Origin of the sequence: Haemophilus haemolyticus, assembly GCF_003493605.1 — a bacterium.
In the GTDB taxonomy this organism is placed as follows: Bacteria; Pseudomonadota; Gammaproteobacteria; order Enterobacterales; family Pasteurellaceae; genus Haemophilus; species Haemophilus haemolyticus_J.
This window is the reverse complement of sequence record NZ_QQKA01000005.1, coordinates 64,743-90,841: the sequence shown is the minus strand read 5'-3', so window position 1 is coordinate 90,841 and position 26,099 is coordinate 64,743. Positions and strand designations below refer to the sequence as shown.

Here is a 26,099-nt window from a genome sequence, read left to right as displayed (position 1 = left end):
AAAAGATAGGGCTGCATTTACAGCCCTTTTGTTTATTGTGGATCAATTAAATCGACAAGTTTCATAATAACTTCATCGATTAAATAATCTTCTGCTTTTGTAGCAAATTTTGCCTGTCGTTCTTCTAAATCTAATGCTCTTAGTTGGTGGCACAAAATAACACCAGTTATTTTTCCTGATTGAGTGCTATTTCCGTCAAGAGTAACAGTCACACTTTGTGAACGTGCTGCATTTCCACCTGTTGAAATTGGGCAACAAAGAGTCGTTCCTAATGCTTTGTTTAATAACTCATCAGTTATGACAATAAAGTAATGCGGGCTACGTAATTCCTTTCCTTTTGTTGGATCGGGATCAATGTACCAAATTTCACCTTTTTTGGGGGCTCGCATTACCATACTTCTTTCCCTACGGGGTTAGAGCTAGTGAGTTCTGAGATTGATGCATGTAAGTTTTCTATTTCTTTGCTATCAATAGTTGTTAATAATTCCGCAATGCTCTTTCGTCCTCTTGCTTTCCGTTTAACTGGGGTCAGTACAACTTGTTCTCCTTGCGGTTCTAAATTGATTTTATTTCCAATTTCCCAGCCCATTTTTTGCAATATTGCCATTGGAACAGTTAAAACTGCGGCACCACCTTGTTGTCTTAATGTCGCTTGCATAATGATCTCCTAGATTAAAGTGCTACTTTGTGTAACATTGTAGTGCAAATAAAAAATAAAACAACTCTAATTTACCCCACCCATCTCACCACTTCATCCAACCCTTTACGGGATTTTTTCGCAATATCGCGTGAGCGGTAGCCAAAGGTTGCGGCGACAGAAACGGCATATTCTTGAGGATCGAATAATCCTTCTTCGGCGAGGCATTCATTCATTTTATCGTAATGAAAACCTTCGATTGGGCAAGAATCGATGCCAAGGGCGGATGCGCCAGTAAGCATATTGGCAAGGGCGATATAAGTTTGTTTACTGCACCAATCAAATAAAGTGCGGTCGCTTTCCAGCAATTTCATATCTTCTTCTTGCAGGGCTTTGTATTTTGTGAGGGCGGCTTGTTGTTGCTCTGCGTTCAAGCCTTTGCGTGCCATCACATCCACAAAAAACGGACTATCATAACGGGCATTTTTTTTCGCGAGAATTACCACAAGATGACTGCAATTATCAAGCTGATTTATCATTCCCCAGCTAAAAGGTTTCATTTTTTCGCGTAAGGTTTTATTTTGAATCACTAAAAATTTCCAAGGCTCAGAGCCTACAGAACTCGGCGATAATCGACCGCACTCTAAAATACATTCAAAATCTTCATCACTGATTTTTTTTGCGGGGTCGTAATAACGTGTTGAGCTACGTTGATGGAAGAGTTCAAGAACTTGTTCACGAGTAAGTTGAGTCATTTTATTTCCTCTTTGTTAAACAAAAATGTGGTGCCATATTAAAGATTAGTTTTTGCTAAAACAAGGGAAAGATTTTAGAATAGTCAGCACTTTTATCACAGAGAGTGAGAATAATGACAAGAATTGCAATTATTCCTGCGAGAGCAGGTTCTAAAGGAATTAAAGACAAGAATTTACAGCTTGTGGGGGGCGTTTCTTTGGTGGGGCGTGCGATTTTGGCAGCGCAAGAATCGGGTATGTTTGATCAAATTGTGGTGACATCAGATGGCGAAAATATTTTAAAAGAGGCCACAAAATACGGCGCAAAACCAGTGGCACGCCCTGAAAGTTTGGCGCAAAGTGATACACGCACTATTGATGCGATTTTGCATTGCTTAGAAACACTCAATATTTCACAAGGCACTGCCGCACTTTTGCAGCCAACCAGCCCATTACGTAATGCTTTAGATATTCGTAATGCGATGGAAATTTTCCTTGGTGGCAAATATAAATCCGTGGTTTCCGCTTGCGAATGTGAGCATCATCCTTACAAATCCTTCACTTTAGAGGGCACCGAAGTTCAGCCTATTCACGAATTAACGGATTTTGAAGCTCCTCGCCAAAAATTACCGAAATCTTATCGTGCAAATGGTGCAATTTATATTAATGACATCGCAAGTCTCTTTGAAGAAAAACGCTTTTTTATTGCCCCAATGCGTTTTTATTTAATGCCAACTTATCGTTCCATTGATATTGATTCCACACTTGATTTGCAATTAGCAGAAAGTTTAATTTCAAAAGAATTCTAAAAAAAATTGGCCGCACTTTGCGGTCTTTTTTATGCTTTTTTTCTTATTTTCATTTAGAAAAGAGGATTTTTATAATGAAAATCTACTTCAAAACAGTCGCCAAAACTTGCGGAAAATCTACCGCACTTTTGTGCTAAATGAGAAAATGACAACAGGATTTTAACATAGCATTAGCAATTGTTTTTCAATAATTAGTTTAATAGTTTCAATTACTTACAATCTTAACAAATTGAATTGAGAGTCAATCTCAATACTAAATTTTTTCTTCGATAAAAACAAAAAAATTTATGATCTCAGTCAATAAAACAATTGTTTTACTCTAGTCGAGGTAACTCTGAAGGAGTATCCTTATTTCCAGAGTGGTTATTGTGATGTATTGGCGTAATGCCTTCCACCTACTTTCTGTTTCTATCTATACATACTTTGGGGGAAAATATGAACCGTTTTGTTATAGGTGATCCGAAAGATTGCATTGGATGCAATACCTGTATGGCTGCTTGCAGCGAAGTACACAAAGCTTTTGGATTACAATCCTTTCCGCGGTTACAAGTAATGCGTAACGACGATATTACTGTGCCGATCTTGTGTCGCCATTGTGATGATTCACCTTGTGCTACGGTATGTCCTGTGCATGCAATTAAGCACGAAAATGACACTATTCAATTAAACGAAGGTTTGTGTATTGGCTGTAAACTTTGCGCCATTGCTTGTCCGTTTGGGGCGATTACTCAACATGGTAGCGCACCATTAGATGCACCAAACCACTATGACAGTTTCTCTTTTACTGATGCGGTAAAACGTGATATTCGTACTGCACCGAATAATACTGATGTTCATAATATGCTTGCATGGGAACCAGGTGTAAAAGCCATTGCGGTAAAATGCGACCTTTGCTATTTCCGTGAAGAAGGTCCTGCTTGTATGCAAACTTGCCCAACCAAAACTTTATTCTTAATTAGTGATGAGAGTATCGAACAAGCAAATCGCAAAAAACGCGAAATGGCAATGATGGGTTCTCCTGTCGTGCCAAGATAAAAGTTTATTGTTTGTTTACTCGTTAATCAATGGAGTGAAATTATGAGTTCTTCAATCAGTTTGCTCATCACGTCCTTGTTGATTTATGTCGTTGGTGCGTTTATTTCTCTCGCTGTGCGAAAAAATGAACAACTTTCAATCAATATATCCGGCGTGACCGGTGTACTTGGTGGCTTGTTAGGCATTGTTGCCTGCATTCCCGTGCTTATCAGCAACGATACGGTCGTTGATGTGTTTTCAACCCCTTTCGACTTCGCCCAATTTTCAATCCGCATTGACGGATTAGCTGCGTTTATGGTGTGTGTAATTTCTTTAATGGTTATTATCACCGCACTTTATTCCTTTTCCTATGTGAAAGAATACATTGGAAAAGGCGCTGGCACGATGGGTTTCTTTATGAATTTGTTTATCGCCTCAATGGTTGCTTTAGTCACCAGCGATAACGCTTTCTACTTTTTAGTGTTCTTTGAAATGATGTCTTTGGCATCTTACTTCTTAGTACTGACCGAACAAGACGACAACGCAACCAATGCGGGCTTATTGTATTTCTTCATTGCTCACGCTGGTTCTGTGTTGATTATGATCGCTTTCTTTATTTTCTATTGCTACGCAGGTAGCTTTGAATTTGAAGCCTTCCGCCACACCGAGCTTTCAATGCCTTTAGCCTTTACGGTATTTATTTTGGCATTTCTTGGTTTCGGTGCAAAAGCAGGGATGATTCCATTGCATAGCTGGTTACCAAAAGCTCACCCAGCTGCACCTTCTCATGCTTCTGCAATGATGTCTGGTGTGATGGTTAAAATCGGTATCTTTGGGATTATCAAAGTTGGTATTGATCTACTTGGCGCACACAATATGTGGTTTGGTGTGATTGTGCTGGCTTTTGGCGCAGTTTCTTCTGTACTTGGCGTACTTTATGCCTTAGCTGAACATGACATCAAAAAACTTTTGGCGTATCACACCGTAGAAAACATCGGCATTATTATGATGGGTGTGGGTGTCGGTATGATTGGTATGGCCATTCATAATCCAGTGCTTGCTATTGTCGGTTTACTTGGCGGTTTATATCACTTACTTAACCACGCAGTATTCAAAGGCTTGTTGTTCTTGGGTGCAGGTTCTGTGATGTACCGTTTACATTCAAAAGATATGGATTTAATGGGCGGACTTGGCAAATTGATGCCATTTACTGCTTTCTGTTTCTTGATTGGTACCATGGCAATTTCTGCATTACCACCATTTAACGGTTTTGTGAGTGAATGGTTTACTTATCAATCTTTATTCAGCCTAAGCCAACACAATGATGTGGTATTACGTATCGCTGGCCCTGTTGCAATCATTATGCTTGCCTTAACAGGTGCACTTGCCGCACTTTGTTTCGTGAAAGTGTATGGTATTAGCTTTGGTGGTGCGCCACGCAGCGAAAAAGCAGCACATGCACGCGAAGTGCCGAAACCAATGGTGATTGCAATGGCAATCTTGGCATTATTCTGCGTACTTTTAGGCGTGGGCGCTTCTGTTGTTACTCCAATAATTGCCAATATTGCAACCGCACTTTCTCATAATGACATGCTTAATTTAGCTGAAAATGGCGTAGTGGTAGCAAGCAATACACCGAATACGGCGCTTTCTACACCAATGGTGAGCATTATGTTGATTGCATTCTTTGTGTTGCCGTTTATGTATTACGCTTATACCAAAGGCAATCGTATGACAGATCGTGCAAAAGGCAATCCTTGGGCTTGTGGTTATGCTTACGAAATGGATATGGCAGCCTCTGCGGGTAGTTTTACTCGTCCGCTTCGTATTATCTTCAAACCACTTTATACCTTGCGTCAAGTGCTTGATCCTGCGCCTGCTGGTGCAAAAGGTATCAATGCATTAATTTCAGGTGCGACCAAAACAGAACCATTCTGGGAAGAAAAAGTAACAATGCCGATTGCGCATTTTATCCCATGGTTAGGTCGCAAAATTCAATGGCTACAACAAGGCGACTTCCGCGTTTATTGCGTGTACTTCGTGATTGCCTTGGTTGTGTTATTACTTTCCATTGCGTTGATGTAGGAGGAAATTATGATTTCATTACCTTCAGAAATTTCCACTTCCGCTGGAATGTTCCTTTTAGCCATTGTGCAAGCGTTAATTCTTCTCGCTTTGGCACCGCTCTTTTCAGGCATTTCACGGATGATTCGGGCTCGTATTCAATCTCGTCGTGGCCCGGGCTTGTTACAAGATTATCGCGACATTGTCAAATTAATGACGCGTCAAAATATTTGGCCAGATAATGCGGGTTGGGTATCTCGTGTTATGCCTTATGTGTTAATTAGCACAGTCATGGTGGTTGCGATGAGTTTACCCATGTTTACTCATCACTCACCGTTTGGGGCAGGCAGTGATTTAATCACCGTTATTTATTTGTTCGCGTTGTTCCGCTTTTTCTTCTCAATTGCGGGTTTGGATTCCAACAGTACTTTCTCAAGTTTAGGTGCAAGCCGTGAAGTGACATTAGGCGTACTTGTTGAACCCATCTTAATGTTGGCATTCATTGTGATTGCTTTAATTGCAGGTTCTACAAATTTTGCAGTTATTAGCACCGCACTTTCTAGCCAACCTTGGCAATATCCCGTTGCAACAGTAATTGCCTTAGTGGCCGCTGCTTTTGCGATCTTTATTGAAATGGGCAAAATTCCATTTGACTTGGCTGAAGCAGAACAAGAACTTCAAGAAGGCCCACTTACTGAATATTCAGGCCCTTCTTTCGCCTTATTGAAAGTTGGTTTGAGTTTAAAATCAATGGTGGTTGCCTCTATCTTTGTGAGCGTGCTTTTCCCATTCGGTGCAGCACAAGAGTTCACGGTAAGTGCGGTTATTTTAGGTATCGTTTCTTTCTTTGTGAAATTGCTCGTGGTATTTATCGCCGCATGTGTGTTTGAAAACACATTGGCACGTACCCGCTTTATGCTAACAGGACGTTTAACTGTGGTCGGTTTCGGCATTTCAGTGTTGGCGTTTGTGTTTTACTTCACAGGATTGTAAGGAGGAAATATGGAACGTTTAGCACTAATTACAATCATTTTGCCGTTTGTCGGTGCGTTTATTGTGGGGGTGAACAAACAATCTTTCCCAAAAATTGCCACAATTTTTGCCGCACTTGCTACCCTTGGCACACTTGCTGTGGCGGGGCAGTGGTATGCAAATGGCGCACAATCTGTCACCTATGATTTAGTCAAATTTGGTGATACCGCAATCTTCGGCGTGACCTTAGATGCAGTGAGCACATTAATTGCCTTTGCCGTTGTGGGTTTAGGTTTCTTAATTTGCTTATATTCTTGTGGTTATTTAACTGATAAAAACCGCGAACATCCGCATAACGGATTACCTCGTTTTTATGCTTTCTTATTGATTTTCATCGGTGCAATGGCAGGCTTGGTGTATTCATCAACTTTAGCGGGGCAGTTGCTTTTCTTTGAAATCACAGGGGGATGTTCTTGGGCATTAATCAGCTATTATCAAAGCCAAAAAGCAATGGCGGCTGCGATGAAAGCGTTGATTATCACTCACGTAGGTTCATTAGGTTTATACCTTGCTGCGGCTTATTTATTTAGCCAATCTGGCACATTCTCTATCACGGCGTTAGAGCATCTTGCGCCAGAAGCGAAAACTATCGTGTTGTTTGGGGTGATGTTTGCCGCATGGGGTAAATCAGCGCAACTTCCAATGCAAATTTGGTTACCAAATGCGATGGAAGCACCAACACCGGTCAGTGCGTATTTGCACGCGGCATCAATGGTAAAAGTGGGCGTCTATATTTTCGCTCGTTCCGTGATGTCAGCTGGTGAAATTCCGCACATTGTGGGTGAAGTGGGAATTGTGATGGCAATGATTACATTGATTTATGGTTTCTTAATGTACTTGCCACAAGCGGATTTAAAACGCTTACTTGCGTATTCAACTATTACTCAACTTTCTTACATTTTCATCGGGCTTTCTCTTGCAGCATTAGGTTCTAAATTAGCTTTTGTTGCAGCGATTGCTTATATCTTTAACCACGCCTTTGCGAAAAGCTTATTCTTCTTGGTTGCGGGTTCATTGAGTTATGCCACAGGTACACGTTCAATGCCTCGTTTACAAGGGATTATGCGCACCATGCCTGTTGTTGGTACTGGATTTGGTATTGCCGCATTAGCTATTGCTGGTGTGCCACCGTTTAACGGTTTCTTCAGCAAATTCCCATTATTTGCCGCTGGTTTCGACCTTGGACAAGAATATTCATGGGTAACTTGGTTAATGGTGATTGCGTTGATTGAATCTACGGCAACATTTGTTTGGTTGCTTTATAAATTTGGTCAATGCGTTATCGGTAAACCATCTGAAGACGTGCAAAATGCGCAACCATTGCCATTCTCTATGACATTTGTTTTAGTGATTTTAATGGTGATGTCTGTGTGTTCTAGCTTTATCGCTGCCTATTGGTTAGGCCTTGCGGGTTAAGGAGAGAATTATGTTAATGATCAATGTATTAGCGAGTTTACTCATCATTACATCGCTTTGTGTCATTATGGCAAAAACCGCAAAAAAATCCGCGTTGTGCTATGGCTTACAGTCTCTTGTATTGGTGGTGTTATTCGTTTATTTGGCATTTGAAATGCAAGCTCACGAACTTTATATGTGGTCCATTAGTGCATTCATTACGAAAGTATTATTAGTGCCAGGAATTTTAATCTTTTCTTTACGAAAAATTGACGAAAGTCAAACTCCTGCAGGAATGAATGTCGCTTGGTTGATCCCGATCACATCTATCATCGTTTGCTTATGTTACTTTGTTGTCATTCCAGTGAACTTACCGTTAGTTGAACATTTAAAACCAGCGTTGTCAGTATCACTTAGCCACTTCCTTTTAGGTTTAGTGTGTATTGTGAGCCAACGCAATATTGTGAAACAAGTTTTCGGTTATTGTTTAATGGAAAACGGTGCGCATTTAACTTTGGCTTTACTTGCCAACAATGCGCCAGAATTAGTTGAAATCGGCATTGCCACCGATGCGATTTTTGCGGTCATCATTATGGTGGTGTTGGTGAATAAAATTTACCGCACTTTCAACACTGTTGATGCTAAACAACTTATGAGTTTGAAGGGGTAACGCTATGTATGAACAATGGATAATTGCGTTATTAGTCGCACCTTTAGTCATCGCTTTTGAAAGCTTTGCACTACGCGGAACAAAAAATCGGACAGTTTGTACCGCATTCCATATTACCGGGTTAATTTTGATGTTGTTCTTTTCTGTACAGGTCATTTCTGGCGTGTTGGAAAAAGGCAGTATCAGTGCATTTAACAACTGGGTGTATGTTGATAGTCTTTCTGCCATTTTCTTAGGCTTAATTGCTGTCGTGGGTTCACTTGCTGGTGTGTATTCCATCGGTTATATGAACACTGAATTGGAAGAAGGGCATATTGATTTTAAAACCTATGCCCATTACCACGGTTTCTTACACTTATTCTTCTTTACGATGATTGTGTCAGTTATCACGAATAACTTGATTTTAATGTGGGTTGCAATTGAAGCAACAACATTAAGTTCTGCGTTTTTGGTCGGTACTTACAAACAAAAAACATCCCTTGAAGCTGCGTGGAAATACATCATCATCTGTTCTGTGGGCGTCGCTTTCGGTTTATACGGCACACTTTTAACCTTTGCGAATGCAAATGGCGTGCTTGCCGATCCAGGCCAAGCGATTTTCTGGTCAGCAGTGAATCAACAAGCCACTGGTTTAAACCCAATGTTGATGTATATCACATTCGCTTTCGTATTGATTGGTTTCGGCACGAAGTGCGGTCTATTTCCAATGCATACTTGGTTATCAGACGCACATAGTGAAGCACCAAGCCCAGTGAGTGCAATTTTATCCGCGGTGTTATTAAACTGTGCAATGCTTGTGGTGTTGCGTTACTACACACTAGTTTCAAAAACAGTTGGCGCAGAATTTCCACAAACTTTAATGTTGATCTTTGGTTTACTTTCAGTGCTTGTGGCGGCGTTATTTATCATCGTGCAATTTGATATTAAACGTATGCTTGCTTACTCAAGTATCGAAAATATGGGCTTAATCAGCTTTGCTTTCGGTCTTGGTGGCCCAATTGGGGTATTTGCAGGTTTACTTCACACTATCAACCACAGTCTTGCGAAAACCTTATTATTCTGTGCATCGGGTAATATTCTATTGAAATATAAAACCCGTGATATGAATCAAGTGCGTGGATTATGGCGTGTTGCACCCGTGAGTGCGGTGCTTTTCGCAGGTGGTGCGTTGGCATTGGGCGGTATCCCTCCATTTAACGTATTTGTGAGTGAATTTAGTGTTGTGGTCGCAGGGATTACAGCGGGTAAAACTTGGTTAGTTATTTTATGCTTAATTTTACTCACTATTGTGCTTGCAGGACTTGCCTTAATGCTATTAAAAACAGTGCTTGGCAAACAACCTGATAATGTGGAAGCAGGCGAAGTCAGTAAAGTCTCTTTGGCGGCAATGGCCATACTATTGTTGTTAATGTTTGTAATGGGTATCCATATTGCAGAGCCAATCTTGCAGTTACTAAAAAGTGCGGTAGGAATTGTGCTTGGATCTGAACATGTGTCCTTTGGCGATATGCTAGTTTTACCTTGGCAAAGTTTAGCGAAATGATCGACAACTGGGGGAAAAAATGGAATTAACTAAAAATACATCGGTCGATCCGGTAAAAATGCTCGGCAAAAATTATATTGAAGCCGTTAATGCAAAATTTCCGAATACCATTTTAGATGAGGAGTGGTCTACACCAAATCAAGTCACTTTAACGGTGAAAACCAATATGTTACCTGATGTGGTGGAATATCTTTACTATCAACATGAAGGTTGGTTGCCATTGGTTTTTGGTAACGATGAACGTTCAATTCATGGTCATTATGCCGTTTATTACGTGCTTTCTATGGAAGGTGTCGTCAAGACTTTTGTGACGATTAAAGCACTCGTAGATCCAGTCACACTCGAATTTCCTTCCGTAACACCGAAAGTCAAAGCAGCGGTGTGGGGCGAACGTGAATTATTCGATATGTATGGTTTAAAAGCCGTCGGTCTTCCCGATCAACGTCGCTTAGTGTTACCAGATGACTGGCCAGATGATCTTTACCCATTACGTAAAGATTCTATGGATTACCGTTTGCGTCCAGATCCAACTACGGCAACGGAAACCTATGAGTTTATTAACGAAAAAGGCGAAGCGCGCATTGTGCCTATCGGTCCTCTCCATATCACATCTGATGAACCGGGACACTTCCGTTTGTTTGTCGATGGGGAAGATATTATTGATGCAGACTACCGTTTATTCTATGTACACCGTGGTATGGAAAAATTGGCAGAAACCCGAATGGATTACGATCAAGTCAATTTCTTGGCTGACCGTGTGTGCGGTATCTGTGGTTTTACCCATAGCGTTGCTTATGCTAACTCAGTCGAAAATGCGTTAGGTATTCAAATTCCTGAACGTGCACAATGGATTCGTGCAATTTTGTTGGAAGTTGAACGCTTGCACAGTCATTTATTGAACTTAGGTTTATCTAGCCACTTTACCGGTTTTGATACTGGCTTTATGCAATTCTTCCGTGTTCGTGAAAAATCAATGACTCTTGCGGAAGTGCTTACTGGTGCGCGTAAAACCTATGGTATCAACTTAATCGGTGGTGTGCGTCGTGATATGTTGAAACATCAACGTGAGCAATGTATCAAGCTTATCGGTGAAATGCGTGAAGAACTCAAGACCTTAACCGATATTTTATTAAATACACCGAATATGGAACAACGTACGGTAGGTGTTGGTGTCTTGGCAAAAGATATCGCTCGTGACTTCAGTCCGGTTGGTCCAATGATTCGTGCCTCTGGTTTTGCCCGTGATGTGCGTAAAGTTCATCCATTCTCAGGTTATGGCGATGTGCCATTCAATGTTTTCACTGAAGACGGTTGTGATGTCATTTCTCGTGTGAAAGTGCGGGTAAATGAAGTATTTGAATCTATGAATATCATTGATTATATGGTGGATAACTTGCCAACTGGTGCGATTATCACAGAAGGTTTCAATTACACTCCTGGACGTTTTGCTTTAGGGATTACTGAAGCGCCACGTGGTGAAGATATTCACTGGTCAATGCTTGGCGATAACCAAAAATTATATCGCTGGCGTTGTCGTGCAGCGACTTATGCAAACTGGCCAACTTTACGTTATATGTTGCGTGGCAATACGGTATCAGATGCGCCACTTATCATTGGTAGCCTTGACCCTTGCTATTCTTGTACTGACCGTGTGACAGTAGTGGATGTACGTAAACGCAAAGCACAAACGGTTTCTTACAAAGAAATTGAACGCTACGGCATTGAACGTAAAAATTCACCATTAAAATAGGGGGCGCACAATGTTTAAATTACTAAAAACCGTATTAAACGCGGGGGATGTTACCACTAAATATCCATTTAAACCCTATGAAGTTGATCCTGATTTCCGTGGTAAACCAGAACTGAACTCTGATCAATGTATTGTTTGTGCTGCCTGTACGATGGCATGTCCAGCTAATGCGCTTACCATGCGTACTGATCCTGAAACAGGCGAACGTACTTGGTCATTATTTTTAGGCCGCTGCATTTTCTGTGGCCGTTGTGAAGAAGTTTGCCCGACAAAAGCCATTCGTTTAAGCCAAGATTTTGAATTATCAGTCAGCAATAAACAGGATCTTTATCAAGAAACAACCTTTACTACAACGATTTGTCATCAATGTGGTCAACCTTTTGTTTCTCATAAAGAACTCAATTATGCCGTGGATTTATTCAAACAAACGTTGGATAACGATGAACTGGTAAAACATAAATTAGCGGTGCTCAACACTTGCCCAACCTGTAAACGCCAAAACAGTTTGGAAAAAACCGCCGATATGGAATCCAATATGCGCGTGAAATTGGCGTTATTTGATCACGTTAGGGAGATTGCAAGATGAACACACAAATCCCAATGCCCATGAATGGTATTTCAACGCCATTTAGTGTGGATGAAAACATTGCGAAAATGAAACAAACCTTGTTGAAAAATATTCAACGTTCCGCTTATGTTTACCGTGTTGACTGTGGCGGTTGTAATGGTTGTGAAATTGAAATTTTTAGTACCATTACACCAACCTTTGACGCAGAACGTTTTGGGATTAAGGTTGTTGCATCACCTCGCCATGCGGATATTTTATTATTTACTGGTGCGGTAACTCGTGCAATGCGTACACCTGCAATGCGTGCTTATCAAGCTGCACCCGATCCAAAAATCTGTATTTCTTATGGGGCGTGTGGTTGTGGTGGCGGTATTTTCCATGACTTATACTGCGTGTGGGGCGGTAGCGATCAAATTGTGCCAATTGATGTGTATATTCCCGGTTGTCCTCCAACTCCAGCGGCGACTATTTATGGTTTTGCAATGGCACTTGGTTTACTTGATCAAAAACTCAAAGGTAAACAAGAAATTGCCGATCCTAATGCAGAGGCTAAATTACGTTTCCCAAATATTCCATTAGATTTACGCGTGGAATTAGAACGTGAAGCACGTCGCTTGGCAGGGTATCGACAAGGCGGAGACATTGCTAATCAATTTATGAGTATGATGTCTGAAAAAGATCAGGTTCCATTTGGAGTTCGCCTTGGCGAATTTTTGGAACGTGAAGCGGATCCTCGTTTGAGTGAAATCGTAAACCGATTACATGCAATTAGTATGCCGTTTTCGGGATAGTCTAACGGTTGCTCAATAAACTAATAGCTCCGTTTTGATTTCTGCCAAATCTCCCCTTACCCCTCTTTGCTAAAGAGGGGAATAAGAGCGGTCAATTTCAATCTGTTTTTTTGTATTAACAACAGAAAACTAAAATGAGAGAGAAGATACTTTCTTGCTAAAGAAGAATCCTCTCTTTGGAAAAGAGAGGAATAAGAGCGGTCGATTTCAATCTAGTTTTCTGCATTAACAACAGAAAATTAAAATGAGAGAGAAGATACTTTCTTGCTAAAGAAGAATCCTCTCTTTAGCAAAGAGAGGAATAAGAGCGGTTGATTTCAATCTAGTTTTCTGCATTAACAACAGAAAATTAAAATGAGAGAAAAGATTCTTTATTGCTAAAAAAGAATCCCCTCTTTAGCAAAGAGAGGAATAAGAGCGGTCAATTTCAATCTAGTTTTCTGCATTAACAACAGAAAATTAAAATGAGAGAGAAGTACTTTATTGCTAAAGAAAAATCCCCCTCTTTAGCAAAGAGGGGTAAGGGGAGATTTGGCAGTATTGATTAGCGAAGAAATTACTTTACAAGTTTTATAGGACGTACCATGACAACCCAAGTTTTTTTCTATTTACTCAATGAGCGTTTTGTTGAAAACGATGAACAAGTTCCAGAGCAAGCCAAGCAAGTAATGTATTATTCCCTTGTGATTGGTCACCACGTTGGAGTAATTGACTGCTTTAAAAAATTGCTAATTTGTGATTATGCAGATTACCAACGTTTTGTAGATACCTTCCCTGAAGGAGATGCAAAACGTAAATTTGCGGGCTTAATGAAATTTGGTGAAATAGTGATTGATTCAAGTCATGTGAATTTATTGGCTAAGGCACTTGATGAAAATAGAGCAAATTTTTCGCCTGAACATCAAAAATGGGTCGATATTTTAATGGACACGCTTGCTTCCATCCAGCGTGAACCTGTGATGTATATAATGGTGAAACGTCGTGATGAATGAAAATATAATTCTAACTGTTGGTAACACAATGATGGGCGATGATGGGGCAGGCCCCTATCTTGCTCAGCTTTGTAGTGAAAATCCGTTGCCAAATTGGACCGCACTTGATGGAGGTTCAGCACCAGAAAATCTTGTGCACCAGATCCGTGCCATGAAACCAAAGCGTTTAATTATTTTTGATGCAACAGAAATGGAACTGCCCGTTGGCAAAATTCGTATTATCGACAAAGAACTTATTGCAGAAATGTTCTTTGTCAGCACACATAATTTGCCACTTAATTTTTTAATCGAGCAATTAGAGGAAGATATTCCTGAGGTTATTTTTATTGGTATCCAGCCCGATCTTGTTTCTTTTGGTTTTCCAATGAGTGAAGCTGTAAAAAGTTCGGTAGAATTTTTCTATGAATTTTTGAAGGATGGGGGCGATTTAGGCGAAATTACTCGATTGTAATTGCTTTCATTCATAAAAAACGATCGCTTAACTTGCGATCGTTTTTTTATATGTTAATAAGCAACATTTGCTTAAATGAATTTGGCATTACCCAGACAATCTCGCTGCGATTATCGCTTGCCCTAAACTTAATCCGCCATCTCCCATTGGATATTGATGTGCGCTTAACACATTAAATTCTGCAAGCGCTTGTTTCAATAAACGACGTAATAATTGGTTATGCATTACACCGCCTGAAAGTACAATGGTTTTGCAATTGTGGCGTTTTGCTTGCTGACGAGCTAATTCAGCAAAACCTTTTGCCAGCGCATAATGGAAAATAAATGCTTTGTTTTCTTTTGAATCATCGTAAGCCAACCACCTTTGCCAAAATGCGGCTAAATCCAATTGATTATTTTTGATTGGCATTTTAACCTGAATATTGACCGCACTTTTTTCATCTTTGATAAAATCAGATTTTGTGGCTAGCGCTTCTAAATAACAAGCAGCCTCCCCCTCCCAAGAGAGTTTGTCTCCCACAATACCTAATCCATAAGCTACGGCATCAAATAATCGTCCAGCCGATGAAATGAGCGGAGAATTGAGATTACGTTCAATAGCATTGGAAAGAATTTCCCAAGGTAATTCGGAACAAGTTTTAGCTGCGATGTCACGCCAATTGGGTACAAATTTTTGAAGATGAGCAAGCCAATTACGCCAAGGTTGAGTGGCGGCAAGATCGCCACCTGGCAAAGCAACAGCGGGTAATCCACCTAAATGTTGAGATTGTTCGCCATCCACTAATAAACATTCACCGCCCCAAAGTTGCCCATTATCACCCATTCCAATTCCATCTAAAGCAAGACCAATGACTTTTTCGTCACAATGATGTTCTGCCAATACGGCAGCAATATGTGAGTGATGATGTAACACTTCCACATAAGGTACCGATAATGTTTTTGCGAGATTTTTTCCCGTTTTTGATGAAAAATAACCTGAGTGAGCATCAACCGCGATTAAATCCGGTTTGAATTGATAAATTTGGTAAAATAAGTCGATATTATTTTCTAATTGTTGTTGCACAAGTTCATTGGCGGTATCACCAATATGTTGGCTGACAACGGCTTTATTTTGTTTTAGTAGGCAAAATGTATTTTTAAGATCAGAACCCAACGCTAAGATATTTTTTGTATTTTCCGTTTTCAATAGCATTTCATCAGGAACGTAGCCACGTGCTCGGCGTATCGTTTCCACACCATCAAAAGAGGCTCTAACTAAGCTATCATCAGCGCGTTGCAAAATATCGCGATTATGGCAAAGATAGAAATCTGCTAAATAACTCAATTTTTTCACCGCACTTTCGTTGTCTAAAACAGGTGGCTCCCCACTTGGATTGGCAGATGTCATGACGAGCGGTTGATTGATTTCACGTAAGAGTAAATGCTGTAATGGATTACTCGGTAACATTACACCAATTTCATTTAGATTTGGTGCGATATTTTCTGCAAGATTGGGCACCTTATTTTTTTGTAACAAAACGATTGGTGCAGCTGTGCTAGTGAGTAGTTTGATTTCGATTTCTGTTAAATTTTGTAAAAAATCTAAACTTGGCACCATGACGGCAAGAGGTTTGCTTGGACGATGTTTACGATCTCGCAGTAATTGAACCGCATTGAAATTCTGTGCATCACAAGCCAAATGAAAACCACCGATCCCTTTGATTGCTAAAATTTTCCCTTCTTTGAGCAAAAGTGCAGCCTGTTTTAAGGCTGTTTGATGTGTTGCAAGTTGATGTTCGCTATCTTGTAACCAAATATGCGGGCCGCAAACTGGGCAGGCATTAGGTTGGGCATGAAATCGGCGATCTGCTGGATTTTTATATTCATGTTCACAATCTGGGCAGAAAGGAAAATCCGACATCGATGTATTTTTACGATCATAAGGGATCTTTTTGATAATCGTAAAACGAGGTCCGCAATGGGTGCAATTAGTGAAAGGGTAGTGATAACGACGATTTTCAGGATTGAATAAATCCTCTACGCAAGCGGGACAAGTGGCGGCATCAGGTACAATTTGTGTGTCCATCGCATTGTTTTCGCTTTCTCGGATTACAAATTCAGCAAAGTGCGGTAGATTTTCCCAGTGTTTTTCACATTGTTGAATATCTGTGATCAGTGCTAAAGGCGGTAGTTTTTCCTGTAAATCTTTTAAAAAATGCGTAAGCGCATCTTTTTCTGGATTTACAAATCGAATTAATACCCCTTGCCCATCATTATTTACATCGCCCTTTAGGCCATATTCATTTGCTAACAACCACACAAAAGGGCGAAATCCCACACCTTGCACTTTGCCTTTAATGCGTAATTCGATTCCGTTCATAACTTATTCTCTACATCAAAATTAAGTGGTTTTTATGGTAACCGAAAATATATGTGCAAGCTGTGATTTTCATCAAAGAAGGTTCATTTTTATAAGCAAATTATTCTACATAATGGGCTTTCCAATAACCAATCCACTCTTTTAATAAAACCATATTGCTATTTAACGCACCTAAGTCAGGAACAAAAGATTTTGCAGATAGATTTCCTTTGCTGCCATAGCTTGCCGCTGCAGCCGGAAGTACATTAAATCCTTGTTTTTCAAAAAGGTATTTGGCTCGTTTCATATGCCATTGATTTGTTACTAAAATAATTTTTTGAATATGATCTTTCACTAAAATATTTTTAGTGAAACTGGCATTTTCTTCCGTATTACGAGCTTTATTTTCGATCCATTGCGTTGGCACATTAAAGAATTGGTTAAGTTCTTTTGCCATTAAGTCGCCTTCAGAAATACCTATCAAAGAATAGCCAGTGGTTAAAATAGGCAAGCCCGTTTCTTTTTGTAAAAATGCCGCATAACGTAAACGTTCTAGTTGTGGCGCGCCAGAAGCTGTTTCTGCATACAGTTCTTTGGTTGGGTAAGATCCACCGCCTAATATGACGATGGCTTGAGCTTGTTTATAGTCATCTAGGGTAAGGGCTGGAGAATCATTATTATCTGTTAGCAATAAACCTGTAAAAGGCGCACTCATGACATAAAGCCACGTGAAACTGATAAGCGCAATAAATTTGGCTAATTTTTTGAAATGAGCACGATAAAGAATCGCTGCAATAATCAGTAATACAAAGGTATTGAGAGGTGGTGCGATAAGTGCGGTAAGAAGTTTTCCGAGTTCTAACATAGATAAGATCCTTGATATAGAGCAGTTTCATTATAATGATTAGTCATAGCTTGTCTATGTTGATTTTGTTAAAATAAGCCTATTATTTTTTGATAAACAAACGCCTAAATTCATCAAAAGTGCGGTTATATTTATGAAAGTTTTTAAAGACAGTGTCATTTACCTTGTTGGGGAATTATCGTCAAAGTTAGTTCCTTTTTTACTTTTGCCTTATTTATCGCGTAAATTGGGCGTAGAAGGGTATGGCTCACTTTCTTATTATCAAACTTTTTTAAGTTTATTTTTAATTGTGGTTTCTTTAACTCAAGAGGGTGCAATTTCCCGCTATTTTTATTTTTACGGAAAACGTTCATTAAATTTAGTGGTGAATACTGGCTATGCTTATACCACGATAATTGGCAGTATTATTTTAATGGGTTGTTGGATTGCTCAGTCTGAAATATTATTTTATGCCGCACTTTCCTCAATTTTTCAGTCTTTCTTAAATGTTCAGTTAAGCGTGAGACAATGCCAGAAAAAGGCTTGGTCTTATACTTTTATTCAATTTTCACTCACAGTTACTGGTGCAGTGTTTACCGTCGCATTGCTTGAGTATTATCAAAATGATCTTGTTGAAAAAAGAATTTTGGCAATTTTATTGAGTAATTTAGTCGTCTGGTTTTTTTCTTATTTTCTTTACAGAAAGAGTACGACATCTAAAAAATATCAATTTAAGCATTATCAATCCGCACTATTTTATATTTTAGGATTTGGATTGCCACTTATTTTGCATCATGCGAGCTTTTTCTTAAAAGGGCAGTTAGACCGTATTTTTATTTATCATAAATTCAGTGAAACAGATTTAGGACTTTATGCCATGGGCGCTCAACTTGCTTTGGTCGTTTCTATTGCTATTCAAGCACTTAATAAAGCAATTATTCCCTATTTTTATGAAGCCTTAAAACAAAAAAAATTAATGATTCAACAGCTACATAAATGGGCGCTATTTTCCTTTTTGCTGATACCTATTCCTGCTTTAGTCATGTGGATTATTCCTGAAAATGTGCTAGTTTGGATTTTAGGTAGCCAATTTGTGGGAACGAAATATTATTTTATTTTATTTTTAATTTCGACCACATTAAGTATTCCTTATTTGATTTTAGTTAATTATCTTTTCTATTATGGAAAAAATAAACTTATTTCCCAATGTTCCGTTTTATCTACAATCATTTATGTAGCGAGCCTTGTGGCTTTAACTTTTACAGAAATTAAATATATCCCTTATGCTGGAATTATTGGTTCGCTTTCCATTATTCCTATTCTTTATTTTATGACATCTAAAGTGAGTAAAACCCTATGAATCTCATTCTTTGTTGCACACCATTGCAAGTATTAATTGCGAGAAAAATCATTGCATTACATCCTAACGAGCAATTCTTTGGCGTCATGTTTGGTGGTGTATGGGATAAAAAAAGAACCTTGTACGCTAGTAAATTAGCGGAGGTTTGTAGTGATTCGATGAACATTGATACGGGAAAAGATCTAAAAGGTTTTGATTCCCTGAAATTAATGCGCCAGCTTAAGAATAAAATTACGCATAAAAGTTTTGATAAGGTTTTTCTCGCCAATCTTAATTCATTATGGCTACAAACTTATCTTAGTCATGTTTCATTTAAAGAGCTTTATACCTTTGATGATGGCTCAGATAATATTTTCCCACACCCAAATTTATTGAGAGAGCCTGACACATTTAAATATAAACTGATTAAAGCCTTTATTGGCGATAAATATAGTGTGCATAAATTATTTAATAAAATAAAAAAACATTATACGGTTTATCCTAATTACAAAAATATTGTTTCCAATATTGAACCTATTTCCTTATGGGATAATCAAATAGATTGTGAGATAGATGGTGAGGTCTCGTTTTTTATTGGACAACCCTTGTTAAATACAAAAGAGGAAAATATCTCATTAATAAAAAAATTAAAAGAACAGATTCCTTTTGACTATTATTTCCCTCATCCAGCAGAAGATTACCGAGTGGATGGGGTAAATTATGTTGAATCAGAACTCATTTTTGAAGATTACGTATTTAAGAATTTAGCGGATAAAAAGGTGATTATTTACACGTTCTTCAGTTCAGTTGCATTTAATTTATTAAGTCATCCTAATGTAGAAATTCGTTTTATTAGAACGAGTATTCCAAGATGGCAATTTTGTTATGATTCATTTCCAGACCTTGGATTAACGATTTATAAGGAAATTTAAGATGAAAAAAATTGGTTTCTTTATTATGAATATCGAAAGTGCAGGTGGAACAGAGCGCGTTTCTATTAATGTTGCCAATGCCCTTGATAAACAGGGATATGATGTTTCTTTTATTAGCATTGGCGGTAACAAGCCTTTTTTCCAAGTTGATGAAAAAATTAATATTTACGCAATGAATAAATTGCCCTATTCATTGAAAAAAGATTATTTTTCTATTACAAAAAAATTAAGAGAATTGGTTAAAGAATTGCAGTTAGATACTTTAATTGTGGTTGATGGTGCGATTATGCTCTTTTCAGCTTTGGCGTTGGTCAATTTACATGTAAAGCATATTTTATGGGAGCATTATTCTTTTAACTTTACTGACAATCGTCTAGTTCGTACACTCGGTAAATATTTAGCTTCAACAAGATGCGATAAAGTCGTCACATTAACCGAGTCAGAAAAAGCGCTGTGGCAAGCAAAATTTAAAACGAACAATATAATCAGTATTGCTAATCCAAATATGCTTTTGCCAAAGAATAAATTAGCAAAATGGGAAAATAAAACTATTTTATCTGTAGGGCATTTATTTTCTTATAAAGGTTTTGATTATTTATTAAAAGCCTGGCAAGTTTTAGTAAAAAATCACCCAGATTGGAATTTAAAAATAGTGGGATCGGGTGAGGAAGAAGAGAATTTAAAAAATCTTGCTAAATCATTGGATATTGAAGATTCAGTTAATTTTATTCCTCGTACCAATGATGTCGCTTTTTATTATGAAAGCAGTTCAATTTATTGTTTACCTTCACAAACAGAAGGGTTGCCTTTAGTCGTTATTGAAGCGATGGCATTTGGCTTACCTATTGTTGCCTTTAATTGTTCTCCTGGTGTAAAGCAATTAGTGGAACATAAAGAAAATGGTTTTCTTTGTGAACAAAATAATATTGAAGAAATGGTTAATGGTTTAGATTTATTAATGAATAATCCTGAACTTTATCAACAAATGTCAGACAAATCTCGTTTAATGAGTGAAGATTATGGCATTGAGAAAATTATTGGAGAATGGAAAGCGATTTTATAAGGAATAATTTTATGTTAAAAAAATATTTGATCTCTTTAGATAAAGATATTCAGCGTCGGGAATTATTCTTTTCTCAAAAAAATACTGAGGATTTCCAAATTTTTTCTGCCATTAATACCATGCAAAAAGATTGGAATGAATTAGCTGCTATTTTTAATATTGAACAATTTAAAGCACATTATGGACGTAATGTCACTAAGGGCGAAATAGGCTGTACATTAAGCCATCTTTCTGTGTACCAAAAAATTATTGAAGACAACGAAATCTCTGAAGATAGCTACGCATTAGTCTGTGAAGATGATGCTTTATTCCACCCAAATTTTCAGCAAAATTTAACCGCACTTTTATCAGAAAAACTTGAGGCTGAAATTATATTGGTTGGACAGTCCAAAATTAATGATTTTAATAATTACGATTTAGAAATTAATTACCCGACAACTTTTTCTTTTTTATGCAAAAAAACAGGCAATGTAAATTACGCTTTCCCTTATAAAAGTTATTTTGCTGGAACTGTGGGTTATCTTATTAAAAAATCTGCTGCAAGAAGATTTATCCAGAAAATTTCTCAAAACAAACCATTTTGGTTAGCAGATGATTTTTTACTCTTTGAACAGGATTTTAATATAAGAAATAAAGTGGTTCGCCCTCTCATGGTCATTGAAAATCCTGTATTGATAAGCAATTTAGAAAGTGTTCGTGGATCTTTATCAAATAATTTGTTTAAAAAATTAATGAAATATCCATTGAAAAAAATCTTTGCGATTAAGAAAAATTTGGCTAATTAAAGGAAGGAATTATGTTAAGCATTATTGTGCCTTCTTATAATCGAAAAGCAGAAGTGCCAGCTTTATTAGAAAGTTTAACTCAACAAACATCGACTCATTTTGAAGTGATTATTGTGGATGATTGCTCCAAAGAGAGAGTAGTTGTTAAACAAAGCTATTCTTTCCCAGTTACAGTGATTCGTAATGAAACGAATCAAGGTGCAGCGGAAAGTCGTAATATTGGTGCGCGTGCATCAAAGGGAGATTGGTTACTTTTTCTCGATGATGATGATCGGTTTATGCCAGAAAAATGTGAAAAAGTATTACAAGTTATTGAGCAAAATCCGAATATTAATTTTATTTATCATCCAGCTAAGTGTGAAATGGTCAATGAAGGGTTTACTTATGTGACTCAACCGATTGAACCACAAGAAATCTCGATAGAACGTATTTTGTTAGCCAATAAGATTGGTGGCATGCCAATGGTTGCGATTAAAAAAGAGACGTTTTTAAAAATAGGTGGATTATCCACCGCACTTCGTTCTTTGGAAGACTATGATTTCTTATTAAAACTGCTACAAGAGCCGAGTTTTATCCCTTATAAAATTAATGAGCCACTGACTTATTGTACTTTCCATACTAAACGTTCAAGTGTGTCTACGGATACTACTAATACACAGAAAGCGATTGATTATATTCGCGAGCATTATGTGAAAACAGTAGAGCAAGCTCGTAATTTTGAGATTAACGCGAGCTATATTTTGGCTTATCCCCATATTATGAATTTATCGCGTAAAGCGGCAAAATATTATTTTGATATTTTTAAGAAAACAAAAAGCATTAAGCAATTCATTATTACTTTGGTTATTTTAATTTCGCCAAAATTAGCCATTAATTTAAAACGGTTTATGTAGGAAAATAAAATGAAATTTTCAGTTCTAATGTCCTTATATATTAAGGAAAATCCTCAATTCTTGCGGGAGTGTTTTGAAAGTCTTGTGGCACAAACTCGTCAAGCCGATGAAATTGTATTGGTATTTGATGGCGCAGTAACGCCAGAATTAGAATCTGTTGTGACGGAGTTTGAAACAAAACTGCCATTAAAATTAGTTAAATTGCCGCAAAATCGAGGATTAGGCAAAGCCTTAAACGAGGGTTTATTGTATTGTGCTTATGACTGGGTTTTCCGTATGGATACCGATGATATTTGCGTGCCTGAGCGTTTTGAAAAGCAAGTAGCGTTTATTGAACGGCATCCTGAAACCATCATTTTTGGCGGACAAATTGCTGAATTTGGTGAAAATGTAAATGATATTGTGGCATATCGTAATGTGCCAACGTCAGCTCAAGAAATTATCAAATTTACGCAAAAACGTTGTCCATTTAATCACATGACGGTAGCATATCAAAAAAGTGCGGTCATTAATTGTGGTGGATATGAAGATCTTCAAGAAGATTATTATTTGTGGATCAAACTTGTTGCACAAAGTTTATATGTCGCGAATTTGCCAGATATTTTAGTTTATGCACGAGTCGGAAATGGCATGGTGAGTCGTCGTCGTGGTGTCAATCAAGCCAAAGCAGAATGGCGTTTGTTCAAATTAAAATATCGTTTGGGAATTCAAGGATTGTTATCTGGATTATTTACTTTTGCATTGCGTTTTGGTTCTCGTTTATTGCCAACCTCGTTATTGAAAAACCTTTATCAAACTTTTTTACGTAAATAGGAAATACGATGAAATTGAATATGTTATTTAAAATTTCTGCATTATCCACCGCACTTTTTTTAGTTGGCTGTTCTAGTTCGCCTGATATTAAGCCTGTGGTCAATAGCACCAGTTATACTAACCAAAGAACGCCAGAAAATTTTAATGATTATGTTCAATTTTTAAAAGGTAAAGCAGCCGCTGAAGGCGTGTCATTATCGGTATTGAATGCTCAAAATAATATTCTCTATATGCAAAAGGCAGTAGATTTAGATCGTGAACAAGCCGGTAAAATTCGTAAAAAAGATCCTAACTCCCCTCCAGTAGCTAATCCTAATGGCACGAGTAATTATCTCAATAGAGTGCTAACTCAAAATAAAGTAAATGTCGCGGCTGAGCGTTATTGGGAAGTGCAAGCACCATTGCAAAAAGCAAGCCAAAAATATGGTGTTCAGCAGGAGTATTTGCTTGCTCTATGGGGAATGGAAAGTAGTTTCGGGCATTATCAAGGCAAATATGATGTACTTTCTGCAGTGGCAACATTGGCTTTTGAAGGTCGTAGAGAAAAATTATTTATGAAAGAATTTATCTCCGCCATGAAAATGCTTGAAAAAGATCATATTCAACGTGAACGTATGTTAGGCTCGTGGGCGGGCGCGATGGGACAAACTCAGTTTATGCCAAGCACTTTCTTACGTTATGCGGCTGATGGAAATAATGATGGCGTAAAAGATATTTGGAAAAACCAATTTGATACTTTCGCTTCTATTGCAAATTATTTGCATACAGTAGGCTGGGATAATAGTTTGCCTTGGGGCGTAGAGGTTATGCTTACGCAACCTATTGATTTGAGTTATTCTGGTACAGAAAGCAATAAAGCTCGTTCTTTAAAAGATTGGCAAGCGATGGGGCTAATATTAAAAAGTGCCAATCCACAGGAGCAAGCAAAATTAAGTACACTTGAAAATGCTCAGCTTTGGTTAGTTCGCCCTGATCGCGAAGCGGGTAGAGCGTTTTTAGTTTCAAATAATTTCCGAACTATTTTGGATTGGAATAAATCTAATTATTTTGCATTGAGCATCGGTATGTTTGCTGAACGGATTAGAGATAATGTAGGGTTGTGATAAAAAATGCGGTCAATATTGACCGCATTTTGGTTTACTTATTTTTCAATGTCGGCACAAACTCAGACAGCATTTTTATCTCTTCTTCACTCAATCTGCTTTTTATCATGTTGCCTGCACCTTGTATTTTTCCACTTTTACGATCGGAAAGTGCGGTGTAAATTTCCTCTGAATTTAGCGTATTGATAATTCTGGATTGTCCCAATGCTGATTTTTCAGCGGATTTTCCATGGCAAGTGGCACAGGTTCGTTTATAAAAATTTTCAGCTTTTTCCATATCAACATCTGCTAATACAAATTGGCTGGCGGTGAGTAAACTTAAAGAAAGTAGAGTAGTGTTGTAAATTCGTTTCATTGGTTATCCTTTAAATAATTTAGTTAAATCGTCTTCGGGAATTGCGCCTTCATATTTAGCTTGAATATTTCCTTCAGAGCTAATGACAAAGGAAGTTGGCGTGCCGACAAGTTGATAACGTTCTGCTGTAATTTTCATTTGATCTTTAATTACAGGCAAATGGAGTTCACGTTTAGCCACTACGGCTTTAGTGTCCATTTTATCGCTATCCACATTAATCGCAATCAGTGAAACTTTGCCAGGATTCTCTTCTGCGAGTTTTTCAAATTCTTTTAACTCCGCGATGCAACGTCCGCAAGTTTCTGACCAAAAAATAAGTAAGCGTGTGCCTTTCCAATTCTCAAGGTTTGCAGGATTACCTTGAAGATCATAGGCGGCAATATCAGGTGCTTTTTGCCCTACTGAGGCAACTTCATCTTTACAAGAAACGGCGCCAAAAATAACCGCACTTATGGCAACTAATTTCAATAGTTTATTTGTTCGCATGATTTTCTTCCTTTACAAATTTTCCGTGATGTAAATAAATAACACGATCGGTGAGTTCACCTAACTCTGGATTATGCGTCACCATTACAATAGTGCGCCCTTGTTGATTAAGTTTTGTGAGCAAATCTAGCACTAAAGATTCGTTTTGCTCATCTAAATTTCCCGTTGGTTCATCTGCAAAGATAACGGGCGGTTGATTCACTAACGCACGTGCAATGCAAACACGTTGTTGCTCACCGCCTGAAAGTTGGCTAGGGCGGTGGTCAATGCGATGGCCTAAGCCTACTTGTTCCAATACCGCTTTGGCGGATGCTTCATCAATCACGCTGTGATAATGTTGTGCCAGCATAACGTTTTCAAGTGCGGTCAAATAAGGGATTAAATGGAATTGTTGAAACACCAAGCCAATTTTTTCAGCACGGAAACGTTGGCGACCGACTTCATCTAATTGGGCGGCATCAACACCATCCAAAATCACTTTACCTTCACTAGCAGTATCTAAGCCCGTTAAAATATTCATCAGCGTGGTTTTGCCAGAGCCTGACGCCCCCATAATCGCCACAAATTCCCCTTGTTTGATTTGAATATTAATGTCTTCGAGAGCGGTCACTTGCCCAAAGCGTTTATATAAATGTTGGGTTTCTATTACAAAGTTGGTCATGGTTTTTCTCTTTTATTATCTAATTTATAAGTGTTCCA

The 26,099-nt window shown here is 38.2% G+C and carries 27 protein-coding genes; 19 read left to right on the top strand and 8 right to left on the bottom strand.

Features of this window, described 5'->3' with window-relative positions:
• Nucleotides 1-32 precede the first annotated feature (32 nt).
• The 3 genes from DV424_RS05145 to DV424_RS05135 all read right to left on the bottom strand — a co-directional run bounded on the left by DV424_RS05145 (nucleotide 33) and on the right by DV424_RS05135 (nucleotide 1,392).
• Nucleotides 33-389 carry a type II toxin-antitoxin system PemK/MazF family toxin gene (locus DV424_RS05145; protein WP_239990814.1) on the bottom strand — a complete coding sequence of 119 codons (357 nt, stop codon included), beginning with the start codon at nucleotides 387-389 and terminating at the stop codon, nucleotides 33-35.
• Nucleotides 389-658 (bottom strand): AbrB/MazE/SpoVT family DNA-binding domain-containing protein, encoded by a 270-nt coding sequence (locus tag DV424_RS05140; protein WP_118776070.1) that lies wholly within the window; start codon nucleotides 656-658, stop codon nucleotides 389-391. Before DV424_RS05140 ends, DV424_RS05145 begins: the two co-directional genes overlap by 1 nt.
• Nucleotides 659-729: 71 nt before the next feature.
• Nucleotides 730-1,392, bottom strand: a complete 663-nt coding sequence (locus DV424_RS05135; protein WP_118859294.1) for an NAD(P)H-dependent oxidoreductase — start codon at nucleotides 1,390-1,392, stop codon at nucleotides 730-732.
• Between the two features lie 113 nt (nucleotides 1,393-1,505).
• Between DV424_RS05135 and siaB the strand changes: the two genes are divergently transcribed.
• The 12 genes from siaB (at nucleotide 1,506) to hycI (ending at nucleotide 14,450) form a co-directional block, all read left to right on the top strand.
• On the top strand, nucleotides 1,506-2,180 hold the full coding sequence (siaB, locus tag DV424_RS05130) for a 5-acetyl neuraminic acid cytidyl-transferase (protein WP_118859293.1): 675 nt from the start codon (nucleotides 1,506-1,508) through the stop codon (nucleotides 2,178-2,180).
• A gap of 435 nt (nucleotides 2,181-2,615) precedes the next feature.
• Nucleotides 2,616-3,215 carry a 4Fe-4S dicluster domain-containing protein gene (locus DV424_RS05125; protein ID WP_032803273.1) on the top strand — a complete coding sequence of 200 codons (600 nt, stop codon included), beginning with the start codon at nucleotides 2,616-2,618 and terminating at the stop codon, nucleotides 3,213-3,215.
• Between the two features lie 42 nt (nucleotides 3,216-3,257).
• Nucleotides 3,258-5,279 carry a hydrogenase 4 subunit B gene (hyfB, locus tag DV424_RS05120; RefSeq protein ID WP_118776550.1) on the top strand — a complete coding sequence of 674 codons (2,022 nt, stop codon included), beginning with the start codon at nucleotides 3,258-3,260 and terminating at the stop codon, nucleotides 5,277-5,279.
• A 9-nt stretch (nucleotides 5,280-5,288) separates the two neighbouring features.
• Nucleotides 5,289-6,251 carry a respiratory chain complex I subunit 1 family protein gene (locus DV424_RS05115; RefSeq protein ID WP_118859292.1) on the top strand — a complete coding sequence of 321 codons (963 nt, stop codon included), beginning with the start codon at nucleotides 5,289-5,291 and terminating at the stop codon, nucleotides 6,249-6,251.
• Between the two features lie 9 nt (nucleotides 6,252-6,260).
• On the top strand, nucleotides 6,261-7,706 hold the full coding sequence (locus DV424_RS05110) for a hydrogenase 4 subunit D (protein ID WP_005640539.1): 1,446 nt from the start codon (nucleotides 6,261-6,263) through the stop codon (nucleotides 7,704-7,706).
• A 10-nt stretch (nucleotides 7,707-7,716) separates the two neighbouring features.
• On the top strand, nucleotides 7,717-8,355 hold the full coding sequence (hyfE, locus tag DV424_RS05105) for a hydrogenase 4 membrane subunit (RefSeq protein WP_005626080.1): 639 nt from the start codon (nucleotides 7,717-7,719) through the stop codon (nucleotides 8,353-8,355).
• Between the two features lie 4 nt (nucleotides 8,356-8,359).
• A complete protein-coding gene (locus DV424_RS05100) occupies nucleotides 8,360-9,898 on the top strand; it encodes a hydrogenase 4 subunit F (RefSeq protein ID WP_118859291.1) in 1,539 nt (512 codons plus the stop codon).
• A 19-nt stretch (nucleotides 9,899-9,917) separates the two neighbouring features.
• Nucleotides 9,918-11,648 carry a hydrogenase large subunit gene (locus DV424_RS05095; protein ID WP_118808931.1) on the top strand — a complete coding sequence of 577 codons (1,731 nt, stop codon included), beginning with the start codon at nucleotides 9,918-9,920 and terminating at the stop codon, nucleotides 11,646-11,648.
• A 10-nt stretch (nucleotides 11,649-11,658) separates the two neighbouring features.
• Nucleotides 11,659-12,234 carry a formate hydrogenlyase complex iron-sulfur subunit gene (locus DV424_RS05090; protein WP_005626087.1) on the top strand — a complete coding sequence of 192 codons (576 nt, stop codon included), beginning with the start codon at nucleotides 11,659-11,661 and terminating at the stop codon, nucleotides 12,232-12,234.
• On the top strand, nucleotides 12,231-13,007 hold the full coding sequence (locus DV424_RS05085) for an NADH-quinone oxidoreductase subunit B family protein (RefSeq protein WP_118859290.1): 777 nt from the start codon (nucleotides 12,231-12,233) through the stop codon (nucleotides 13,005-13,007). The genes DV424_RS05090 and DV424_RS05085 overlap by 4 nt, the downstream gene beginning before the upstream one ends.
• Nucleotides 13,008-13,591: 584 nt before the next feature.
• Nucleotides 13,592-13,999 carry a formate hydrogenlyase maturation HycH family protein gene (locus DV424_RS05080; RefSeq protein WP_118859289.1) on the top strand — a complete coding sequence of 136 codons (408 nt, stop codon included), beginning with the start codon at nucleotides 13,592-13,594 and terminating at the stop codon, nucleotides 13,997-13,999.
• Nucleotides 13,992-14,450 (top strand): hydrogenase maturation peptidase HycI, encoded by a 459-nt coding sequence (gene hycI, locus DV424_RS05075; protein WP_065250418.1) that lies wholly within the window; start codon nucleotides 13,992-13,994, stop codon nucleotides 14,448-14,450. The genes DV424_RS05080 and hycI overlap by 8 nt, the downstream gene beginning before the upstream one ends.
• An 87-nt stretch (nucleotides 14,451-14,537) precedes the next feature.
• Here the strand turns inward: hycI and hypF are convergent, their stop codons facing one another.
• Entirely contained in the window at nucleotides 14,538-16,808 is a 2,271-nt protein-coding gene (gene hypF, locus DV424_RS05070) for a carbamoyltransferase HypF (protein WP_118859288.1), read from the bottom strand.
• 100 nt (nucleotides 16,809-16,908) lie between these two features.
• Entirely contained in the window at nucleotides 16,909-17,652 is a 744-nt protein-coding gene (locus DV424_RS05065; protein ID WP_118859287.1) for a YdcF family protein, read from the bottom strand.
• A 133-nt stretch (nucleotides 17,653-17,785) separates the two neighbouring features.
• Between DV424_RS05065 and lsgA the strand changes: the two genes are divergently transcribed.
• From lsgA to DV424_RS05030, 7 genes are read left to right on the top strand one after another with little or no spacing between them, the layout of a single operon-like run.
• Nucleotides 17,786-18,991, top strand: coding sequence for a lipooligosaccharide flippase LsgA (gene lsgA, locus DV424_RS05060; RefSeq protein WP_118859286.1), 1,206 nt, complete (start codon nucleotides 17,786-17,788; stop codon nucleotides 18,989-18,991).
• Nucleotides 18,988-19,902 carry a lipooligosaccharide biosynthesis sialyltransferase LsgB gene (gene lsgB / locus DV424_RS05055; RefSeq protein WP_118859285.1) on the top strand — a complete coding sequence of 305 codons (915 nt, stop codon included), beginning with the start codon at nucleotides 18,988-18,990 and terminating at the stop codon, nucleotides 19,900-19,902. Before lsgA ends, lsgB begins: the two co-directional genes overlap by 4 nt.
• A gap of 1 nt (nucleotide 19,903) precedes the next feature.
• Entirely contained in the window at nucleotides 19,904-20,965 is a 1,062-nt protein-coding gene (gene lsgC / locus DV424_RS05050) for a lipooligosaccharide biosynthesis family 4 glycosyltransferase LsgC (protein ID WP_118859284.1), read from the top strand.
• A gap of 11 nt (nucleotides 20,966-20,976) precedes the next feature.
• On the top strand, nucleotides 20,977-21,750 hold the full coding sequence (lsgD, locus tag DV424_RS05045) for a lipooligosaccharide biosynthesis galactosyltransferase LsgD (protein ID WP_118859283.1): 774 nt from the start codon (nucleotides 20,977-20,979) through the stop codon (nucleotides 21,748-21,750).
• 11 nt (nucleotides 21,751-21,761) lie between these two features.
• The gene (lsgE, locus tag DV424_RS05040) at nucleotides 21,762-22,643 is read left to right on the top strand and encodes a lipooligosaccharide biosynthesis N-acetyl-glucosamine transferase LsgE (RefSeq protein ID WP_118859282.1); all 882 of its coding nucleotides are present in this window, start codon (nucleotides 21,762-21,764) and stop codon (nucleotides 22,641-22,643) included.
• 9 nt (nucleotides 22,644-22,652) lie between these two features.
• The gene (gene lsgF / locus DV424_RS05035) at nucleotides 22,653-23,456 is read left to right on the top strand and encodes a lipooligosaccharide biosynthesis galactosyltransferase LsgF (RefSeq protein WP_192880652.1); all 804 of its coding nucleotides are present in this window, start codon (nucleotides 22,653-22,655) and stop codon (nucleotides 23,454-23,456) included.
• A gap of 8 nt (nucleotides 23,457-23,464) precedes the next feature.
• Nucleotides 23,465-24,559, top strand: coding sequence for a lytic murein transglycosylase (locus tag DV424_RS05030; protein ID WP_118859281.1), 1,095 nt, complete (start codon nucleotides 23,465-23,467; stop codon nucleotides 24,557-24,559).
• Between the two features lie 34 nt (nucleotides 24,560-24,593).
• Here DV424_RS05030 and DV424_RS05025 read toward each other — a convergent pair whose 3' ends face one another.
• Genes DV424_RS05025 through DV424_RS05015 form a run of 3 tightly spaced genes read right to left on the bottom strand, consistent with a single transcriptional unit; the run spans nucleotide 24,594 to nucleotide 26,061 of the window.
• Complete coding sequence (locus tag DV424_RS05025; RefSeq protein WP_118859280.1) at nucleotides 24,594-24,914, bottom strand: c-type cytochrome; 321 nt, start codon at nucleotides 24,912-24,914, stop codon at nucleotides 24,594-24,596.
• A 3-nt stretch (nucleotides 24,915-24,917) separates the two neighbouring features.
• Nucleotides 24,918-25,400 (bottom strand): TlpA family protein disulfide reductase, encoded by a 483-nt coding sequence (locus DV424_RS05020; protein WP_118859279.1) that lies wholly within the window; start codon nucleotides 25,398-25,400, stop codon nucleotides 24,918-24,920.
• The gene (locus DV424_RS05015) at nucleotides 25,387-26,061 is read right to left on the bottom strand and encodes an ABC transporter ATP-binding protein (RefSeq protein WP_005636775.1); all 675 of its coding nucleotides are present in this window, start codon (nucleotides 26,059-26,061) and stop codon (nucleotides 25,387-25,389) included. The genes DV424_RS05020 and DV424_RS05015 overlap by 14 nt, the downstream gene beginning before the upstream one ends.
• Nucleotides 26,062-26,099: the final 38 nt, after the last annotated feature.